The following is a 17,874-nucleotide window of genomic DNA, read 5'->3' on the forward strand; positions in this document are numbered from 1 at the left end:
ACATGACATCTCACACCCTCAACGAACTGATCGCTGAAGGTGTCCGCGGGCGGTACATTCTTGTCAGAAGTGACCTGAATGTGCCGCTCGACGGCTCTACAGTGACCGACGACGGCCGCATCAAGGCCTCCCTCCCGGTCATCGAAAAGCTCTCGGACGCCGGTGCCCGCGTGCTCGTCACGGCCCACCTGGGACGCCCCAAGGGCTCTCCCGAGGCCAAGTATTCGCTCAAGCCCGCAGTAGCGCGCCTTGCGGAGCTCGCGCCATTCAAAGTCCAGCTCGCGGAAGACACCGTTGGTGAGTCCGCCAAGGAGCTGGCCGGGTCCCTGGGCGACGGAGACGTCCTGGTCCTGGAGAACGTCCGCTTCGACGCCCGCGAAACCAGCAAGGACGACGCCGAGCGCGGCGCCTTCGCCGATGAACTCGTGGCGCTGACCGGCGACAACGGTGCCTTCGTGGATGACGCCTTCGGCGCTGTCCACCGCAAGCACGCCAGCGTCTACGACGTCGCCACCCGGCTCCCTTCCTACCAAGGGGACCTCGTGCACACCGAGGTGGAGGTTCTGCGCAAGCTCACCACGGACACCCAGCGCCCGTACGTCGTGGTTCTCGGCGGCTCCAAGGTCTCGGACAAGCTCGCGGTGATCGACAACCTCCTGGGCAAGGCTGACACGATCCTCGTCGGTGGCGGAATGCTCTTTACGTTCCTCGCGGCGGCCGGTCACAAGGTGGCGGGCAGCCTGCTTGAAGCCGACCAGATCCCCGTGGTCCAGGACTACCTCAAGCGCGCTTCCGACGCCGGTACCGCCTTCGTCATCCCCACCGACGTGGTTGTGGCCAGCCGCTTCGCCGCGGACGCTGAACACGAGGTGGTCGCCGCGGACGCGATCGAGGACAGCTCGTTCGGCGCCTCCGGGATTGGCCTGGACATCGGACCGGTATCCGCCGCGGCTTTCGCCGAGCAGATCAAGGCCGCCCAGACCGTGTTCTGGAACGGCCCCATGGGCGTCTTCGAATTCGAAGCCTTCTCGGGCGGCACCCGTGCCATCGCCCAGGCTTTGACCGAGACACCGGCATTCACCGTGGTTGGCGGCGGCGACTCCGCCGCGGCCGTCCGGACCCTCGGCTTTGAGGACTCCCAGTTCGGACACATTTCCACCGGCGGCGGCGCCAGCCTGGAATACCTTGAAGGCAAGGATCTTCCCGGCCTGAGCGTTCTGGACCGCTAAGGCTACACGGCCGGCGGGGCGCCCTTCCTTGAAGGCAAGCGCCCCGCCGGCTTTCCCTATCTCAACGCATCTTTGGAGCACACGTGACAACTTCTGCCAACGGAAACTTCATCCGCAAGCCCTTCATTGCCGGCAACTGGAAGATGAACATGGACCATGTCCAGGGCATCACCCTGCTGCAGAAGCTGGCATGGACCCTCTCCGACGCCAAGCACGACTACAGCCGGGTGGAGGTTTCGGTCTTCCCGCCGTTTACCGACCTCCGAGGTGTGCAGACCCTCGTCCAGGGCGACGAGTTGGACGTAGTCTACGGCGGACAGGACCTCTCGCAGTTCGACTCCGGAGCGTACACCGGCGATATCTCCGGCCAGTTCCTCAACAAGCTTGGTTGCGCCTATGTCCTGGTGGGCCACAGCGAACGCCGCACCATCCACAACGAGGACGACCAGGTGCTGAACGCGAAGGTCAAAGCCGCCTTCCGTCACGAGGTCACCCCGGTCCTGTGTGTCGGCGAGGGTCTTGAGATCCGCCAGGCCGGCACCCACGTGGAGCACACGCTGGCCCAGCTGCGCGCCGGCGTCGAGGGCCTCTCCGCAGACCAAGCGGGCGAACTGGTTGTCGCGTACGAGCCCGTCTGGGCCATCGGGACCGGCGAAGTCGCAGGTCCCGAAGACGCGCAGGAGATGTGCGCCGCGATCCGTTCAGAGCTCGCATCCTTGTTCGACGATGCAGTGGCTGCCAAGACCCGCCTCCTCTACGGCGGTTCGGTCAAGGCCAACAATGCGGCAGCGATCATGGCCGAAAGCGACGTCGACGGTCTGCTGGTGGGTGGCGCGAGCCTGGACCCCGCCGAATTTGCTAACATTGTCAGGTTCGAGAGCCACCTCAGCGCGGCTTAGTCCGTTTTTAGGTTCCGCTCCCGTTTTCCGTTCTTCTGAAAGGCCGTCGTGGACGTTCTTCAAGTCATTCTGCAGATCCTGCTGGGCATTACCAGCCTTCTGCTGACGCTGCTCATCCTCCTCCACAAGGGGCGTGGCGGCGGGTTGTCCGATATGTTTGGCGGTGGCATGAGCTCGGGGTTGAGTTCGTCAGGTGTCGCAGAGCGAAACCTCAACCGCTTCACCATCGTCTTGGGCTGCACTTGGGGCGTCGTGATCATTGGACTCGGCCTCATCATGCGTTTCACCGCCGGCGGAGACTCCTAGCACTGCCGTCGTCGGGATCCTCCCACTAGACTAGGCTGCATGGCCTTCACCGCCATGCAGCCGAACTCTTAAGGGGATCGACGATGGTTCATGGTACTTCTGGATTCCGGGGCACCCGGGCCGGCGTCACAGCTGGATCGGCCCCGAGAAACCAACCCGACTCGGTAGTCGGCGAAAGCTTGCCGCGTATTCGTGTTCCCTATTGGTGCGCCAAGGGACATGAAACGCGGCTTGTTTTCGTTAAGCTTCCGGAAGATCAAATTCCGCTTCGCTGGGACTGCCCGAAATGCGGTCTGATTGCCGTCCGCGAACAGGGCGAGGCCACGATGGAACGGGCAGACGACGAGGTCTTCAAGAGCCACCTGGATTACGTTAAAGAAAGACGCTCCAGCCAGGACGCGGAGATCGTCCTGGCCGGAGCGCTCAAGCGGCTACGCGCCCGCGGGGTCCTTGCGGACGAGCTGCTGGGGGACACGTGAGGCTGCGTTTTCGTCGATGAGCCATAGGGTCCTCGACCGGCCACTAGGGCCGGAAGCGGGAACCTGGACCGGGTTGGCCCCCGCGAGGGCCAGTCCCACGGCTCCGGCCTTGTCCTCGCCTGCCACAACCATCCAGATTTCCTGGGCGGAGTTGATGGCTGGCAACGTTAGGGAAATCCTCGACGGCGGTGGCTTGGGGGAGTTCTCGACCCCCACCACGGTGCGGTCCTGCACGCGGATACCGGCCTGCTCGGGGAAGAGCGAGGCGATGTGCGCGTCGGGACCCACGCCGAGCAACAGGATGTCGAATCGAGGCAACTCGCCTGCCTCCTCCGGACGATTGTCCGAAGTATCCGCGGCGTGCTCGGCTTCGGCAGCAGCCTTGAGCCGGGCAGCGTAGTCCGCTGCGGCGTCATCCGCCGTGGCGAACTCGTCCGATGAGCCCGGTTCGTGCACGCGGGCCGGATCCACCGGCAGGCTGGAAAGCAGTGCCTCATGCGCCTGCACGGTGTTGCGGTCCGTGCTGTCCTTGCCGACGAAGCGCTCGTCACCCCACCAGAAGTTCACGCGGGACCAGTCAACGGCGGGCGCCGCGGGCGAGTCGGCAACGGCTTTCAGGGTGCCGATACCCACGGTTCCGCCGGTGAGGACCACCGTGGCTTCGCCGTGCTTGTCCTGCACGTCCACCAGCTTGGTGATGAGCCTTGCTGCGATCGCGGCCATAAGGACGGCGGAGTCGGGATGGATGCTTACTCTGGGGTCAGCGCTCACTGGGACGGTCACTCCTTGCTATTGGTTCGGGGCAGTCCCATAGTAATCACTTCTCCGAAGACATCGTCCGGATCAAGGCGGCGCAGCTCTTCGGCGAGGCAGTCGCGGAGGCTGCGGCGCGGCAGTGAAATCCGCTGGGCGGGCTGGCCCGGCTGGGTCAGTTCCGCAACGGTGAGGCCGGGACGGATGAGCTGGACGTCCCCGGTGGCGCGGCTCAGCCGTACCCGGCGGATGCCGGTTCCTGCCGGGTCGGCGACGATCTGGACCGGCGCGTCGAGGAACAGCGTGAGCCAGGCGGCCAGCAGCAGGGTGCTGGGGGAGTCCGAAGCGCCCTCGACGGCGATGGCCGTGACGGGGGATTCATCCACCTGGTCCAGGGCTGCCGCGAGCTGGAGGCGCCAGTTGGTCAGGCGTGTCCAGGCGAGGTCCGTGTCGCCTGCCCGGTACGTTTTCCGGATCCGGGCGAGCGCTGCCGCGGGGTCGGGCTCGTTTGCGGAGTCCGTGATGCGGCGGTGCGCGATCCTGCCGATGGAGGTCTCGCAGGCGTTCTCGGGGGCTCCGTGCGGCCACCAGGCCACGATCGGCGCGTCCGGGAGCAGCAGCGCCGCGACGAGCGATTCGCTTTCCTTGGCGAGTTCACCGTAGCCGCGCAGGACGATGACCTCTGATGCTCCGGCGTCGCCGCCAACCCGGATCTGGGCGTCGAGGCGGTTGGGCGCTTCGCTTCCCGCGTCCGCGAGGACGATGATGCGGCAGGGGTGCTCCCGGCTGGCCTCGTTGGCGGCCTCGATGGCTTCTTCCTCGAGGCCGGACTTGGTGACGACCACGAGTGTCAGGACGCGTCCGAGGGCGATCACGCCTCCCTGCTCGCGCAGGGAGGTGATCTTCTTGGAGATCTTGGAGGTGGTGGTGTCGGGAAGATCTACGATCATGGCCTTCTCCAGGTTCGTCCGTCGCGGGCAAGCAGCTCATCGGCCGAGGCCGGGCCCCAGCTGCCGGGAGCGTAGGGTTCGGGTTGTTCGTCGAGTCCGGCCCAGTATTCTTCGAAGGGGTCCAGGATCTTCCAGGACTCCTCGACTTCCTGGTGCCGGGGGAAGAGCGGCGGTTCACCCAGCAGCACGTCCAGGATGAGGCGTTCGTACGCTTCGGGGCTGGACTCGGTGAACGAGTGTCCGTAGCCGAAGTCCATCGTGACGTCGCGGACTTCCATCTGCGTTCCCGGTACTTTGGAGCCGAAGCGGATGGTCGCGCCCTCGTCGGGCTGGACCCGGATGACCACGGCGTTCTGGCCGAAGTCGTCCTCGCCGTGGCCGCGGAAGAGCAGGTTGGGTGCCCGCTTGAACACCACGGCGATTTCCGTGACGCGGCGGCCCAGCCGCTTGCCGGCCCTCAGGTAGAACGGCGCCCCGGCCCAACGCCGGGTGTTGATGTCCAGGCGGATCGCCGCGTAGGTTTCCGTCTTGGAATCGGCGGGAATGCCTTCTTCCTCCAGGTAGCCCTGCACGAGCTCGCCGCCCTGCCAGCCGCCGGCGAACTGGCCGCGGGCGGAGTGGGTCGAGAGATCGTCGGGGAGCCTGACCGCTGCGAGGACCTTTTCCTTCTCGGCACGCAGGTCATCGGCGTTGAAGGAGATGGGCTCCTCCATCGCCGTCAGGGCCAGCAGCTGCAGCAGGTGGTTCTGGATGACGTCGCGTGCCGCGCCGACGCCGTCGTAATACCCTGCCCGGCCACCGGTGCCGATGTCCTCGGCCATGGTGATCTGGACGTGGTCAACGTAGTTGGCGTTCCAGAGCGGCTCGAACAACTGGTTGGCGAAGCGCAGCGCCAGGATGTTCTGGACTGTCTCCTTGCCCAGGTAGTGGTCGATGCGGAAGACCGCGTCCGGCGGGAAGACCGACTCCACGATGTCGTTGAGCTTGCGCGCGGACGCAAGGTCGTGGCCGAAGGGCTTCTCGATGACCACGCGGCGCCACTGGCCGTCGCCGGCCTGCGCGAGCCCGTGCTTGGAGAGCTGTTGGCAGACCTGCTCGAACGCCTTGGGCGGAATGGACAGGTAGAAACCGTGATTGCCGCGGGTGCCGCGGGTCTCGTCCAGTTCGTCAAGGGTGGCGCTGAGGCGTTTGAACGCCTGGTCGTCGTCGAACTCCCCCTGCACGAAGCGGATGCCCTCGGAGAGCTGGTTCCAGACGGCGTCGTCGAACGGGGTGCGGGAGTGCGCCTTGACGTTCTCCTTGACTTCGTTCGCGAAGTCCTCGTTGCTCCAGTCCCGCCGGCCGAAGCCGACGAGCGCGAAGCTCGGCGGCAGCAGCCCGCGGTTGGCGAGGTCGTAGACCGCCGGCATGAGTTTCTTGCGGGCGAGGTCACCGGTGACTCCGAAGAACACCAATGACGAAGGCCCTGCGATGCGGTTCAGGCGCCGGTCCCGAGGATCCCGGAGGGGATTGCGGTGGCTTGCCTTTCCCGTGGACCTGTAACCGATTTCAGTTTCTGGCATGTTTGGGTTTGTGCCTTAGCTTTCGAGCGCGCTGGCCTGGCCGGCCAGCGCGGCGACGATGTCCTGGAGCTGGGCGACTCCGGCTCCACGATCCGTGAGGTGCAGCCGCAGGACCGGACGGCCGTGGTTCTCGAGAACCTGGGCGTCACCGGCGGCCTGGGCCGCAATCAGCTGACCGAAGGTGAACGGCCGTTCCGGGATGGCGATGTCGCCGCTCGCGGAAGCCGTCACCTGCAGGAAGGAACCGATGGCCGGTCCGCCCTTGTGGAACTGTCCGGTGGAGTGCAGGAAGCGCGGACCCCAGCCGAAAGTGACCGGACGGCCGCTGACTCCGGCGAGTTCGTCGCGGATGCCTTCCAGCTGAGCGAACGCGATCCGGTCGAAATAGGCCTGGACGCTCAGGTAGCCGTCCGTGCCGAGTTCGCCGAGAAGTGCCTTGACGGCATCGGCGGCCGTAGCCGCGTCGCCGAGCCACGCACCTCCGCGGACCTCGATCGCGCCGTCGACGAAGTTCGCCGGCGTCGGCTCGGGACGCGCGTCCAACAGGCCGCGCGCGGCAATCTTGGCTGCCTCGACGTCGGGCTGGTCAAAGGGGTTGATGCCCAACAGACGCCCAGCGACCGAGGTGGCAAACTCCCAGACGAACATCTGGGTGGCCAGGCCACCGGCGATGGCGGCTTCGTTATCGCCGAGTTCGACGTCGGATTCCGCACCGACGAGGCGGATCACCAGGACGTCTTCGGCGCCGCTGCCGACCTCGGGTGCGGAAGGGCCTGCAACTACCGGCAGGACGCCCGTGCCGAGCTTGCCGGTGGATTCGGCGATGAGCTGTTCGGCCCAGTCCGCAAATCCCACGATTCCGGAACCGTCTTCGACGATGACGATCTTGTTGCGCAGCGGGGTGGTTCCGCCCAGCGCGGCACCGAGCCGGAGCCCGATGTTTTCGGCTGAGTCTTCGTTGAGGATTTCCGCAGCTTCCTCGGCCTCGTCCAGGAACGCCTGGATGTCGACCCCGGCGAGGCCACTGGGGACCAAGCCGAAAGCCGTCAGCGCCGAAAAGCGGCCGCCGACGTTAGGGTCGGCGTTGAAGACGGCACGGTAGCCGGCTTCACGGGAGGCCTTGTCCAGCGGGGAACCGGGATCGGTCACGATGATGATGCGGCTCTTGGCATCGATGCCGGCCTCGGTGAAGGCCTGCTCGAATACCCGTCGCTGCGAGTCGGTTTCCACGGTGGAGCCTGACTTGGAAGAGACCACGATGGCGGTCTCGGCCAGGCGGTCCGCGAGGGCAGCACCGACCTGTTCGGGGTCTGTGCTGTCCAGCACGGTCAGCTCGACGCCAGCGGTGCCGGCAATGACCTCGGGGGCAAGCGAAGAGCCGCCCATGCCACACAGGACAATGCGGGAGACGCCTTCGGCCCGGAGGGCGTCCCGGAGTTCCAGGATCCCTTCAACCAAGGGCTGGGAAACGGTTGCCGCTTCCACCCATCCGAGACGGATGGCGGATTCGGATTCAGCATCCGGACCCCACAAAGTGTGGTCCTTAGCGAAAATCCTGGTGGCAATCCGGTCTTCGACAAGTGCCGGGATGTGTTGCTCGATGGCCTGCTGTGCAGCGCCGCTGGCGTCGTAGCTGAGAGTGCTCATGTGGGTTAGGAAGCCTTCCGTGCAGAGGCGAGGGCGCCTTCGACGTCGGCCAGAAGTTCCTTCCAGCTGGCCACGAACTTGTCCAGGCCCTCGGATTCGAGGATTGCGACGACGTCGTTGTAGGAGATGCCGAGGCCCTCCAATGCGTTGAGGACGCTGTTTGCTTCCTCGTAGGTGCCGGAGACGGTGTCACCCGTGACGACGCCGTGGTCGAACGTGGCGTCGAGGGTCTTTTCCGGCATGGTGTTGACGACGCCGGCGGCGACCAGTTCGGTCACGTACAGGGTGTCCGGGTAGGCCGGGTCCTTGACGCCGGTGGAAGCCCACAGCGGACGCTGGGGGAGCGCGCCGGCTTCGGCCAGGACCGCCCAGCGCTCGGTGGAGAACAGCTCTTCGTAGACCTGGTAGGCGAGGCGGGCGTTGGCAACGCCTGCCTTGCCCTTGAGGGCCTTGGCCTCATCGGTGCCGAGGGCGTTGAGGCGCTTGTCGATCTCGGTGTCCACGCGGGAGACGAAGAAGGACGCCACGGAGTGGATCTTGGAGAGGTCGTGGCCGTTTTCCTTGGCCAGTTCGAGGCCGGACTGGAAAGCGTTGATGACGGCCCGGTAGCGCTCCAGGGAGAAGATCAGGGTCACGTTGACGCTGATGCCCTCGGCCAGGGTTGCCGTGATGGCGGCGAGGCCTTCCAGGGTTGCCGGGATCTTGATGTGGACGTTGTCCTTGTTGACCTTCTTGTAGAGGTGCTTGGCCTCGGCGATGGTGCCTTCGGTGTCCCATGCGAGGCGGGGGTCCACCTCGATGGAGACGCGGCCGTCCACGCCCTTGCTCGCTGCCGCGACCGGGGCGAAGAGGTCGCAGGCATCGGCGACGTCGGTGGTGGTGATCTCGAAGACAGTCTCTTCGACGGTTGCGCCCTTGGCAGCCTCTTCGGCAATCACGGCGTCGTAGTCGCTGCCGGCGGTGATGGCGGCGTGGAAGATGGACGGGTTGGTGGTGACACCAACGACGTTCTTCTCTTCAATGAGCTTCTGCAGGCTGCCGCTGGAGAGGCGTTCCCGGGAAAGGTCGTCAAGCCAGATGGACACGCCGGCGTCGGAAAGCTGCTGGGTGGGAGTCGTAGTCATTTCTTTAATCTCCTTGGAAATCTGTTCGTTGCAGTCGGATTCGTCTCAGACGCGTTTTCAGCTACCGAGACCCGCGAGGGAGTCCTTGGCGGCGGCGGCGACTGCTTCCGCCGTGATGCCGAACTCCTTGAAGAGGCGCTTGTAGTCGGCCGAGGCGCCGAAGTGCTCAAGGCTGATGGAGCGTCCGGCGTCGCCGACGAATTCCTTCCAGCCCAGTGCCAGGCCGGCCTCGACCGAGACGCGGGCCTTCACGGCGGCCGGAAGCACGGACTCGCGGTACGCGGAGTCCTGCTTGTTGAACCACTCGACGCACGGCATGGAGACAACGCGGGTGGCGATGCCTTCGGCCTGGAGCGCTTCACGGGCGTTCACCGCGAGCTGGACTTCGGAACCGGTGCCGATCAGGATGACCTCGGCCGGGACCGTAGCGCCGTCCTTCGAAGCCTCCGCCAGGACGTAGCCGCCCTTTGCGACGCCGGCGGTGGAGCCGAAGGTGTCACCCTCGGCAACGCCCTCGCCGCGTGCGTAGGTCGGGATGTTCTGGCGGGTCAGCACGATGCCTGCCGGGTTCTCGTGGTTCTCCAGCATGGTCTTCCATGCTGCGGCAACCTCGTTGGCGTCGCCGGGACGGACGACGTCCAGGCCCGGGATGGCGCGCAGGGTGGACAGCTGTTCCACCGGCTGGTGGGTGGGGCCGTCTTCGCCCAGGCCGATGGAGTCGTGGGTCCACACATACAGCGACGGGACACCCATGAGGGCACCGAGGCGGATCGCGGGACGCTGGTAGTCACTGAAGATCAGGAACGTACCGGAGAACGCCCGGGTGCGGCCGTGCAGCGAGATGCCGTTCACGATCGACGCGGCGGCGTGCTCGCGGATACCGAAGTGCAGCACCCGGCCGTACGGGTTTCCCTTCCAGGCGCCCGTGGAGCGCGAGGCCGGAATGAACGACGGCGAACCCTCGATGGTCGTGTTGTTGGACTCGGCGAGGTCGGCGGAGCCGCCCCACAGTTCCGGAAGGACCGGGCCGATCGCGTTCAGGACCTTGCCGGAGGCGGCGCGGGTGGAGACTTCCTTGCCTGCTTCGAACACCGGCAGGGCGGCGTCGAGCTCGACCGGAAGCTTCTTGGCCTCGATGCGCTCAAGCAGCGCAGCGTTCTCGGGGTTGGCGGTCTGCCAGGCCTCGAAGGACGCCTGCCATTCGCTGCGGGCGGATGCGCCGCGCTCAACGACGGCGCGGGCGTGTGCCAGGACGTCCTCGTCAACCTGGAAGGAACGCTCGGGGTCGAAGCCCAGGACTTCCTTCAGTGCTGCGACTTCCTCGGCGCCGAGGGCCGAACCGTGGATCTTGCCGGTGTTCTGCTTCTTGGGGGCAGGGTAGCCGATGATGGTCCGCAGCGAGATGATGGACGGCTTGGTGGTCTCGGCCTTGGCGGCGAGCAGGGCGCCGTAGAGTTCCTGGACGTCTTCGACGTATTCGCCGGTCTTGGTCCAGTCCACGCGCTGGGTGTGCCAGCCGTAGGCCTCGTAGCGCTTGAGCACGTCTTCGGTGAAGGCGATGTCGGTGTCGTCTTCGATGGAGATGTGGTTCTCGTCGTAGATCACCACGAGGTTGCCCAGTTCCTGGTGCCCAGCCAGCGAGGACGCCTCGGATGTGACGCCTTCCTGGAGGTCGCCGTCGGAGGCGATGACCCAGATGGTGTGGTCGAACGGGCTCTCGCCGGCGGGGGCGTCGGCGTCGAACAGGCCGCGCTGGCGGCGCTGGGAGTAGGCGAAGCCGACCGAGGAGGCCAGGCCCTGGCCGAGCGGGCCGGTGGTGATCTCGACGCCGGCGGTGTGCTTGTATTCCGGGTGGCCGGGGGTCAGCGAACCCCAGGTGCGGAGGGCCTCGAGGTCCTTCAGCTCCAGGCCGTAGCCGGAAAGGAACAACTGGATGTACAGGGTCAGGGATGTGTGCCCGGGGGACAGGATGAACCGGTCACGGCCGATCCAGTCAGGGTTCTTCGGGTCGTGGCGCATCAGCTTCTGGAACAGCAGGTAAGCGGCCGGTGCAAGGCTCATGGCCGTGCCGGGGTGACCGTTGCCGACCTTCTCGACGGCGTCAGCGGCCAAAACGCGGACGGTGTCCACGGCGCGCTGGTCCAGGCTGGTCCAAGTCAGTTCTTGCTCTTCCAAATGTGGCACGTAAACCGAGCCCCTCTCTGTGCTGACGGCTGGTGACGGCACATGGCAAACCTCGGGCACAGGATGGCGCCCGCTGCGAAGTGTCTACCAGCCGTTCACCATTGAAACGTTGATCTATCATCCAGACATGCAAATCTGAGAATACGCTTTCTCGGAAACCTTGCGTGAGCTGATCTGCAGACAGCTTAGCCCGGTTCGCGGGCCCAAATGGTGGGAATCTCAAAAAATGGACGCAAATTCCGTTTTATGAATCACCGCGACGTCAAAGTGCCGGTGAACTTTCGGAAACACAGGAAAAATCCGGGTGCCGTGGCGTCGGACAGGCCACGGTATGATATCTGGAGGCCGAAGCGAGGTGCCGCCGCCGCGAGAAACCCGCCTTGACAACACCAGCAAAGAACAGAGTGACTGCCAACGTGAGCACAACAGATACGCCCCTCAATGCTTCCCCGGCTGTGGGGAAGGGCGGAATGTCCCGAAAGTTCAAGGCGTATCTGGCACTGACCAAACCCCGAGTGATCGAGTTGCTGCTGGTCAGCACCTTGCCCACCATGATCTTCGCGCAGCGGGGCTTTCCCTCCATCGGGTTGATCCTCGCCACATTGGTGGGTGGCGCCTTCGCAGCCGGCAGCGCAGGGGTCTTCAACTGTTACATCGACCGCGACATCGACAAGTTGATGCACCGCACCGAAAAGCGGCCCCTCGTGACGGGCGAAGTCACCCCGCGCGAAGCACTCGTCTTCGCTTGGATCCTTGGAGCTGCCTCGATCGCCATCCTGTGGTTCGGGGCCAACCCGCTCTCGGCTTGGCTCGGCCTTGGTGCGATTGTTTTCTACGTTGTCATCTACACGATGATCCTCAAGCGCCGCACGGCACAGAACATCGTGTGGGGCGGTGCCGCCGGCTGCTTCCCGGTGCTGATCGCCTGGGCAGCGGTGACAAACACTGTTGAGTGGCCCGCCATCGTGCTCTTCATGGTGATCTTCCTGTGGACTCCTCCGCACTACTGGCCGCTGTCCATGCGGTACGGCGAGGACTACCGCAACGCCAACGTCCCCATGCTGGGTGCCATCGCCGGCGCCAAGGTGGTTTCGGTCCAGGTGGTCCTGTACGCGTGGGCCATGGTTGCGTGCTCGCTGCTTTTGGTGCCGGTGGGCCGCGCGGGTTGGGTGTACACCATCGCCGCCGTCCTCGCGGGCGCCTGGTTCCTGTATGAATCACACGCCCTCTACAACCGTGCACAGGGCGGCGACGTCTCGAACAAGGGAGCCATGAAGGTCTTCCACGGTTCCATCAGCTACCTGACGCTTCTCTTCATTGCCCTTGCGGTGGACCCGTTCATCGGCTCCCCGATCATCGGCGGCTGACGGCCCCGTTACGCGCGCCGTCGGCGTCCCCTCGATCATCGGCCGCTGGCGTCCCCGTCACCGTGGGACGCTCGCTCACTTATGACGCCGTTTCCCCAAACGCCCGCTCACCTTTAGGCGTAAAACAGAAGACCCTCTTTCACATCGCATGATGCGAAAGAGGGTCTTCCCTTTGGCTAAGGCGGAGGCGGGCAACCGCCCGGGGGCCAGAGCTTAGGTCTGAACTAGACTTTCGGGCTGAACCGGGCCACATCCGCGGCGTTCGTTGCGGCACTCATGAGCAGGGCGGCACCCAACATGTGTGCGCCTACCAGGAAGGCAGGGATGCCGTTGTAGTACTGGGTAAAGCCAATGACCGCCTGCAGGACCGTCACGGCGAGCAGCAGCAAGGCAGCTGTGCGGAACAGGCCGGTGATTCCCTTACGCAGGACGAAGTAGACGGCGAAGACGGCTCCCGCCGTGATGAGGTACGCGGGCACTGCGTGGATGTGCGAGAAGAGGTCCCAGTCGAGATCGTTGCGCGGCGCGTTAGCGTCGCCGGCGTGGGGTCCGGCGCCAGTCACCACGACGCCCAGGCACACAGCGACTGCCGAGAAGAACGCGACGGCGGTCATCACGGGGCTCATGGCGCCCGGAATCGCTGCCAGTGTCAGCTTCATGAAGCGGCCGGTCCGGCCATAGGCGCGGTTGACCAGGAGCGTGGAGAAGACAACCAGAGCCATCGAAACCAGGAAGTGCAGGCCGACAACCCACGGGTTCAGATTGGACAGCACGGTAATGCCGCCGATGATGGCCTGTGCCGGAATGCTCGCGAGCAGGCCCACAGCCAGGAGGAAAAGGTCGCGACGTTCCTTGCGGAGGTTCCACAAATACACCAGCATCAGGACGGCGACCGCCGCCAATGCGAACGTCAACATGCGGTTGCCGAATTCGATGAAGCCGTGGATGCCCATCTCTGGCGTGTTCACAAGCGAACCGCTGGTGCAGCGCGGCCACGTGGGGCAGCCGAGGCCTGAGGATGTCAGCCGGACCGCGCCGCCGGTGACCACCAGGACCACCTGGCCGATCAGTGACAACATCGCCAGCCTGCGGATGGTGCTGTTGACCTCCGTGGGAAGCTTGGCGGTCAACTGCTGGATGGACTTCGGGAGGCGGGAAGCCGTGCTCACAGTTTTCTCAATTCTCGGTACTCAATTCACGCTGACGGTTCGGTTCCACAAGGGGACGCTCAGTTCCATTTGAACCAGCGGACGGCGGCCGCGCCAGGGACGATGGTCCACAGCAGCAACACAAGAACGTAGGGCAGGGAGACGCTGCCATTGAGGAAAGCGTCCCTGAGAGACTGCCCCAGTGCTCCCGAGGGCAGGAAGTGCACGACGTTCTGCGCCAGTTCGGGCAAACGCTCGGCAGGGACCACGATTCCGCCGAGGGCGCCCAGCAAGATCCAGAGCAGGTTGGTGATGGCGAGGGTTGCCTCCGGCCGCACGGTACCGGCAACCAGGAGCCCGAGCGCAGTGAAGGCTGAAGCGCCGAGAACCAAAAGGCCCAGGCCCGGAAGCCAGCCTTCGGGACGCGGATGCCAGCCCAGCAACGCGGCCACGGCGCCGATCACCAGGACCTGGAGGACCAGGACGGCCAAGACGGCGATGATCTTGCCTGCAATGAGGCCGGTCCGGCCCAGGGGAGTGGTCGAGAGGAAGCGGAGCACACCGTAGCGGCGGTCGAAGCCGGTGGCGATGCCTTGGCCGGTGAACGCCGTGGACATGGCGCACAGAGCGAGGACGCCCGGGGTCGCGATGTCCACACGGTTGGCACCCAAGCCATCGAGCAGGGGCGTGACGGTGAGTCCCACCAAGGCCAGCAACGGCATGATCACTGCGAGGATCAGCTGCTCGCCGTTCCGGATCATAGTCAACGTTTCGTAGCGGCCCTGCAGCAGGATCCTGCGCATCAAGGGCGCCGGTCCGGCGTGGGGTGTGCTGCGCACGGGGATGGCACTGGTCATCGGATGTCCCTTCCGGAGATGTCCAGGAAGACGTCTTCCAAGCTGCGAGCCTCCAAGCGGAGGGACGCCGGCATGATGCCCTTCTCGGCCCACCATGCCGTGAGCTTCGCCAGATGTTGCGGCGTCAGCGTGCCTGCGATCGCGTAGCTGCCCGCGCGGCTTTCGGTGATGGTCAGTTCATCGCCGATGGCTGCCGCAATGTCGAGTCCGGCCGGGGCGTCGAAGAACAGGGTGCGTTCGGTCACCCCGTCCATGGCCTCATGGCCGTGGCTCAACAAGTCGGCGACGGTGCCCTCCGCTACGTTGCGGCCGGCGTCGATGATGTACACATAGTCCGCAAGCCTTTGGGCGTCGTCCATGAGGTGCGTGGTGAGGATGATGCCCATGCCTGCATCCCGCAGTTCGGCGATGAGTTCAAAGACGATTTGGCGGGACTGGGGATCGAGCCCTGCGCTGGGCTCGTCCAGGAACAGGACTTCGGGATTGCCGATCAGGGCAGCCGCGAGCGAGAGCCGCTGCTTTTGGCCTCCGGACAAACGGCGGACGCCGGTGCGGCTGAAGGTGTCGATGCCCAAGCGCTCGACGAGTCCGTCCAGGGGAAGGGGGTTCTGGTACATGCCTGCGATGTGCCGAAGCAATGGGATGGGACGGGCCGACGGCGGGAGGCCGCCGTCCTGCAGCATCACGCCGACGCGCGAACGAAGGTTCGCGCCGGCGGTGTCAGGGTCTTCGCCGAGGAGCCCGATGCGGCCGCCGGTACGCTTTTGAAGGCCTTGCGCGCATTCGAGCGTCGTTGTCTTGCCCGCGCCGTTGGCGCCCAGCAAAGCCGTGATCTGGCCGCGTTCTGCGAACATTGACAGGTCGCTGACTACCCGGAGCATCTTGCCGTCAAGGGAAGCCAGCGGGCCAACGTCCTTGATGAGTCCATCGATGGTGAGGACAGGGGATTCGGGGGATCGCACCAAAGTATTCTACGTGAAGTAGTAGGGGTGCGGCGGGCAAGGTGCCGCAGGCCAGCCTTGCCTTACTGGATGCACGGACTAAATTACGACATGATTGTGTTGTGTATTCCATGAGGAGTTCTGTTTCCGTGCCCGCAGGGCACAGCGCGGTCATGTCTGTGGCCGATGGGACCGCCGTCGGCGTGGCTGACGCGGAAGACCGTACCCGGGACCGCGTTCTCAATGCGGTGTTGGAGCACGGTCCCGTCAGCGCAGCTGAACTCGGCGACATGCTGGGTTTCACGCCCGCAGCTGTCCGCCGGCATCTGGATCACCTCCAGCGTGCCGGGGTCATAGAGGTAAAGCGCGTCGCGAAGGCAGGAGCCGGCGCAGGCCGGCCGGCCCGTCGCTATGTCCTCAGCTCACGGGGGCAGTCGAAGCTCGGGGATGACTACTTGAACATTGCCAGTTCCGCCTTGCGGCGCCTGAGGGACCTCGCAGGCGAGGAAGCTGTCAGGGACTATGCGGTAGAGCGCTTCGCCGAGATGGAACAGCGCTATGCGCCCGAAATCGACCGGGCAGGGTCCGACATAACGGCCCGCGCTGTGGCGCTGTCGAAGGCGCTTAGCAGGGACGGATATGTTGCATCGGCTGCATCGATTGAGACCAAGGCGCCCCTGCCCGCTTCCCTCTCAAGTGTCCAGCTGTGCCAGGGCCATTGCCCCATCCAGCAGCTCGCCGCGGAATTTCCCGTTTTTTGCGACACCGAGACCGAACTGTTTTCCCGTTTGGTCGGCGTCGATGTCCGCAGGCTCTCTACCCTCGCGCAGGGCGGACATGTCTGCACCACCCACATTCCTACCGGCAGGCCAGCCGCCAAGGAGGCCCTCGGGTTTCCAAAGCTGCGGGCCACGCCCCATGTCGAATCAAACAATCAGTAAGAAAGGCCGTGATGACGGGTCAATTAGCTGAAGGAACAGCAGAGAAAGCGCTAGCTGACGGTGCTGTGATCTCGGAGATTCTGGAGAAGAATCCCGAGCTGCACGGTATTGGCAACTACGAGTACGGATGGGCTGACAAGAACGACGTCGGCGCAAACGCACGCCGTGGTCTCAACGAAGAGGTAGTCCGCGACATTTCGGCGAAGAAGAACGAGCCGGAATGGATGCTGGACCTGCGCCTCAAGGGCTTGAAGTACTTCGACCGCAAGCCCATGCCCACCTGGGGTGCAGACCTCTCCGGCATCGACTTCGACAACATCAAGTATTTCGTGCGCTCCACCGAGAAGCAGGCTGCCACGTGGGAAGACCTCCCCGAGGACATCCGCAACACCTACGAGAAGCTGGGCATCCCGGAAGCCGAGCGCAGCCGCCTCGTGTCCGGCGTGGCCGCGCAGTATGAGTCCGAGGTCGTGTACCACCAGATCCGCGAGGACCTGGAAAAGCAGGGCGTGATCTTCCTGGACACCGACACCGCGCTTCGCGAGCACCCGGAGATCTTCCAGGAGTACTTCGGCACCATCATTCCGGTGGGCGACAACAAGTTCGCGTCGTTGAACACGGCCGTTTGGTCCGGCGGTTCCTTCGTGTATGTCCCCAAGGGCGTCCACGTGGACATCCCGCTGCAGGCCTACTTCCGCATCAACACCGAGAACATGGGCCAGTTCGAGCGCACGCTGATCATCGCGGATGAGGACTCCTACGTCCACTACATCGAAGGCTGCACCGCTCCGATCTACACTTCGGACTCGCTGCACTCCGCCGTGGTGGAAATCATCGTGAAGAAGGGCGCCCGCGTCCGTTACACGACCATCCAGAACTGGTCGACCAACGTGTACAACCTGGTCACCAAGCGTGCCATCTGCGAAGAAGGCGCCACCATGGAATGGATTGATGGCAACATCGGCTCCAAGGTGACCATGAAGTATCCGGCCGTCTACCTGGTCGGCGAGCACGCCAAGGGTGAGACCCTGTCGATCGCGTTCGCCGGCGAAGGCCAGCACCAGGACACCGGCTCGAAGATGGTCCACATCGCGCCGAACACCAAGAGCTCAATCATCTCCAAGTCCGTGGCCCGCGGCGGCGGCCGTGCAGCGTACCGAGGCCTGGTCCAGGTCCGCGAAGGCGCCAAGCACTCCGCCAACACCGTGCGTTGCGACGCTTTGTTGGTAGACACCATTTCCCGTTCCGACACCTATCCCTACATCGACATCCGCGAGGATGACGTGGTGATGGGTCACGAGGCCACCGTTTCCCGAGTCAGCGAGGAGCAGCTCTTCTATCTGATGTCCCGCGGTATGCCCGAGGACGAGGCCATGGCCATGATCGTGCGCGGCTTCATTGAGCCGATTGCCCGTGAGTTGCCTATGGAATACGCCCTTGAACTCAACCGCCTGATTGAACTGCAGATGGAAGGATCCGTCGGTTAG

At 64.7% G+C, this 17,874-nt stretch carries 16 protein-coding genes; 7 read left to right on the forward strand and 9 right to left on the reverse strand.

Features of this window, described 5'->3' with window-relative positions; genetic code table 11:
• The first annotated feature begins 2 nt into the window (after positions 1–2).
• The 4 genes from AC1DJW_RS08405 (at position 3) to AC1DJW_RS08420 (ending at position 2,913) form a co-directional block, all read left to right on the forward strand.
• On the forward strand, positions 3–1,229 hold the full coding sequence (locus AC1DJW_RS08405; RefSeq protein WP_284752775.1) for a phosphoglycerate kinase: 1,227 nt from the start codon (positions 3–5) through the stop codon (positions 1,227–1,229).
• Between the two features lie 83 nt (positions 1,230–1,312).
• Positions 1,313–2,128, forward strand: a complete 816-nt coding sequence (gene tpiA, locus AC1DJW_RS08410; RefSeq protein WP_284752776.1) for a triose-phosphate isomerase — start codon at positions 1,313–1,315, stop codon at positions 2,126–2,128.
• A gap of 48 nt (positions 2,129–2,176) precedes the next feature.
• Positions 2,177–2,434: a preprotein translocase subunit SecG gene (gene secG, locus AC1DJW_RS08415; protein WP_059389278.1), complete on the forward strand. Its 258-nt coding sequence runs from the start codon at positions 2,177–2,179 to the stop codon at positions 2,432–2,434.
• A gap of 83 nt (positions 2,435–2,517) precedes the next feature.
• The gene (locus AC1DJW_RS08420) at positions 2,518–2,913 is read left to right on the forward strand and encodes an RNA polymerase-binding protein RbpA (protein ID WP_284752777.1); all 396 of its coding nucleotides are present in this window, start codon (positions 2,518–2,520) and stop codon (positions 2,911–2,913) included.
• Here the strand turns inward: AC1DJW_RS08420 and pgl are convergent.
• Genes pgl through tkt form a run of 6 tightly spaced genes read right to left on the reverse strand, consistent with a single transcriptional unit; the run spans position 2,866 to position 11,124 of the window.
• A complete protein-coding gene (pgl, locus tag AC1DJW_RS08425; RefSeq protein WP_284752778.1) occupies positions 2,866–3,684 on the reverse strand; it encodes a 6-phosphogluconolactonase in 819 nt (272 codons plus the stop codon). The genes AC1DJW_RS08420 and pgl overlap by 48 nt on opposite strands.
• An 8-nt stretch (positions 3,685–3,692) precedes the next feature.
• The gene (locus AC1DJW_RS08430; RefSeq protein WP_284752779.1) at positions 3,693–4,616 is read right to left on the reverse strand and encodes a glucose-6-phosphate dehydrogenase assembly protein OpcA; all 924 of its coding nucleotides are present in this window, start codon (positions 4,614–4,616) and stop codon (positions 3,693–3,695) included.
• Positions 4,613–6,178, reverse strand: a complete 1,566-nt coding sequence (zwf, locus tag AC1DJW_RS08435) for a glucose-6-phosphate dehydrogenase (protein WP_284752780.1) — start codon at positions 6,176–6,178, stop codon at positions 4,613–4,615. The genes AC1DJW_RS08430 and zwf overlap by 4 nt, the downstream gene beginning before the upstream one ends.
• 15 nt (positions 6,179–6,193) lie before the next feature.
• Positions 6,194–7,825 (reverse strand): glucose-6-phosphate isomerase, encoded by a 1,632-nt coding sequence (locus AC1DJW_RS08440; protein ID WP_284752781.1) that lies wholly within the window; start codon positions 7,823–7,825, stop codon positions 6,194–6,196.
• 5 nt (positions 7,826–7,830) lie between these two features.
• Positions 7,831–8,949 carry a transaldolase gene (gene tal, locus AC1DJW_RS08445; protein ID WP_284752782.1) on the reverse strand — a complete coding sequence of 373 codons (1,119 nt, stop codon included), beginning with the start codon at positions 8,947–8,949 and terminating at the stop codon, positions 7,831–7,833.
• A 57-nt stretch (positions 8,950–9,006) separates the two neighbouring features.
• Complete coding sequence (tkt, locus tag AC1DJW_RS08450; protein WP_284752820.1) at positions 9,007–11,124, reverse strand: transketolase; 2,118 nt, start codon at positions 11,122–11,124, stop codon at positions 9,007–9,009.
• A gap of 413 nt (positions 11,125–11,537) precedes the next feature.
• Between tkt and AC1DJW_RS08455 the strand changes: the two genes are divergently transcribed.
• On the forward strand, positions 11,538–12,500 hold the full coding sequence (locus AC1DJW_RS08455; RefSeq protein WP_390277936.1) for a heme o synthase: 963 nt from the start codon (positions 11,538–11,540) through the stop codon (positions 12,498–12,500).
• A gap of 224 nt (positions 12,501–12,724) precedes the next feature.
• Here AC1DJW_RS08455 and AC1DJW_RS08460 read toward each other — a convergent pair whose 3' ends face one another.
• From AC1DJW_RS08460 to AC1DJW_RS08470, 3 genes are read right to left on the reverse strand one after another with little or no spacing between them, the layout of a single operon-like run.
• On the reverse strand, positions 12,725–13,669 hold the full coding sequence (locus AC1DJW_RS08460) for a COX15/CtaA family protein (protein ID WP_476901136.1): 945 nt from the start codon (positions 13,667–13,669) through the stop codon (positions 12,725–12,727).
• Positions 13,670–13,728: 59 nt separating this feature from the next.
• Entirely contained in the window at positions 13,729–14,505 is a 777-nt protein-coding gene (locus tag AC1DJW_RS08465) for an ABC transporter permease (protein WP_476901137.1), read from the reverse strand.
• Entirely contained in the window at positions 14,502–15,467 is a 966-nt protein-coding gene (locus AC1DJW_RS08470) for an ABC transporter ATP-binding protein (RefSeq protein WP_390277540.1), read from the reverse strand. Before AC1DJW_RS08470 ends, AC1DJW_RS08465 begins: the two co-directional genes overlap by 4 nt.
• Positions 15,468–15,619: 152 nt before the next feature.
• Between AC1DJW_RS08470 and AC1DJW_RS08475 the strand changes: the two genes are divergently transcribed.
• Together AC1DJW_RS08475 and sufB are read left to right on the forward strand one after the other, a co-directional pair.
• On the forward strand, positions 15,620–16,387 hold the full coding sequence (locus AC1DJW_RS08475; protein WP_284752822.1) for a helix-turn-helix transcriptional regulator: 768 nt from the start codon (positions 15,620–15,622) through the stop codon (positions 16,385–16,387).
• Between the two features lie 11 nt (positions 16,388–16,398).
• A complete protein-coding gene (sufB, locus tag AC1DJW_RS08480; protein WP_284752786.1) occupies positions 16,399–17,874 on the forward strand; it encodes a Fe-S cluster assembly protein SufB in 1,476 nt (491 codons plus the stop codon).

The sequence above is a fragment of the Arthrobacter sp. 05L417 genome (genome assembly GCF_056397865.1).

Coding starts and splice junctions, on each gene's coding strand:
- AC1DJW_RS08420 (WP_284752777.1), top strand. CDS start 2,518: ATGGTTCATGGTACTTCTGGATTCCGGGGCACCCGGGCCGGCGTCACA.
- tal (WP_284752782.1), bottom strand. CDS start 8,949: ATGACTACGACTCCCACCCAGCAGCTTTCCGACGCCGGCGTGTCCATC.
- zwf (WP_284752780.1), bottom strand. CDS start 6,178: ATGCCAGAAACTGAAATCGGTTACAGGTCCACGGGAAAGGCAAGCCAC.
- AC1DJW_RS08475 (WP_284752822.1), top strand. CDS start 15,620: ATGTCTGTGGCCGATGGGACCGCCGTCGGCGTGGCTGACGCGGAAGAC.
- AC1DJW_RS08440 (WP_284752781.1), bottom strand. CDS start 7,825: ATGAGCACTCTCAGCTACGACGCCAGCGGCGCTGCACAGCAGGCCATC.
- AC1DJW_RS08465 (WP_476901137.1), bottom strand. CDS start 14,505: ATGACCAGTGCCATCCCCGTGCGCAGCACACCCCACGCCGGACCGGCG.
- sufB (WP_284752786.1), top strand. CDS start 16,399: ATGACGGGTCAATTAGCTGAAGGAACAGCAGAGAAAGCGCTAGCTGAC.
- AC1DJW_RS08405 (WP_284752775.1), top strand. CDS start 3: ATGACATCTCACACCCTCAACGAACTGATCGCTGAAGGTGTCCGCGGG.
- AC1DJW_RS08430 (WP_284752779.1), bottom strand. CDS start 4,616: ATGATCGTAGATCTTCCCGACACCACCACCTCCAAGATCTCCAAGAAG.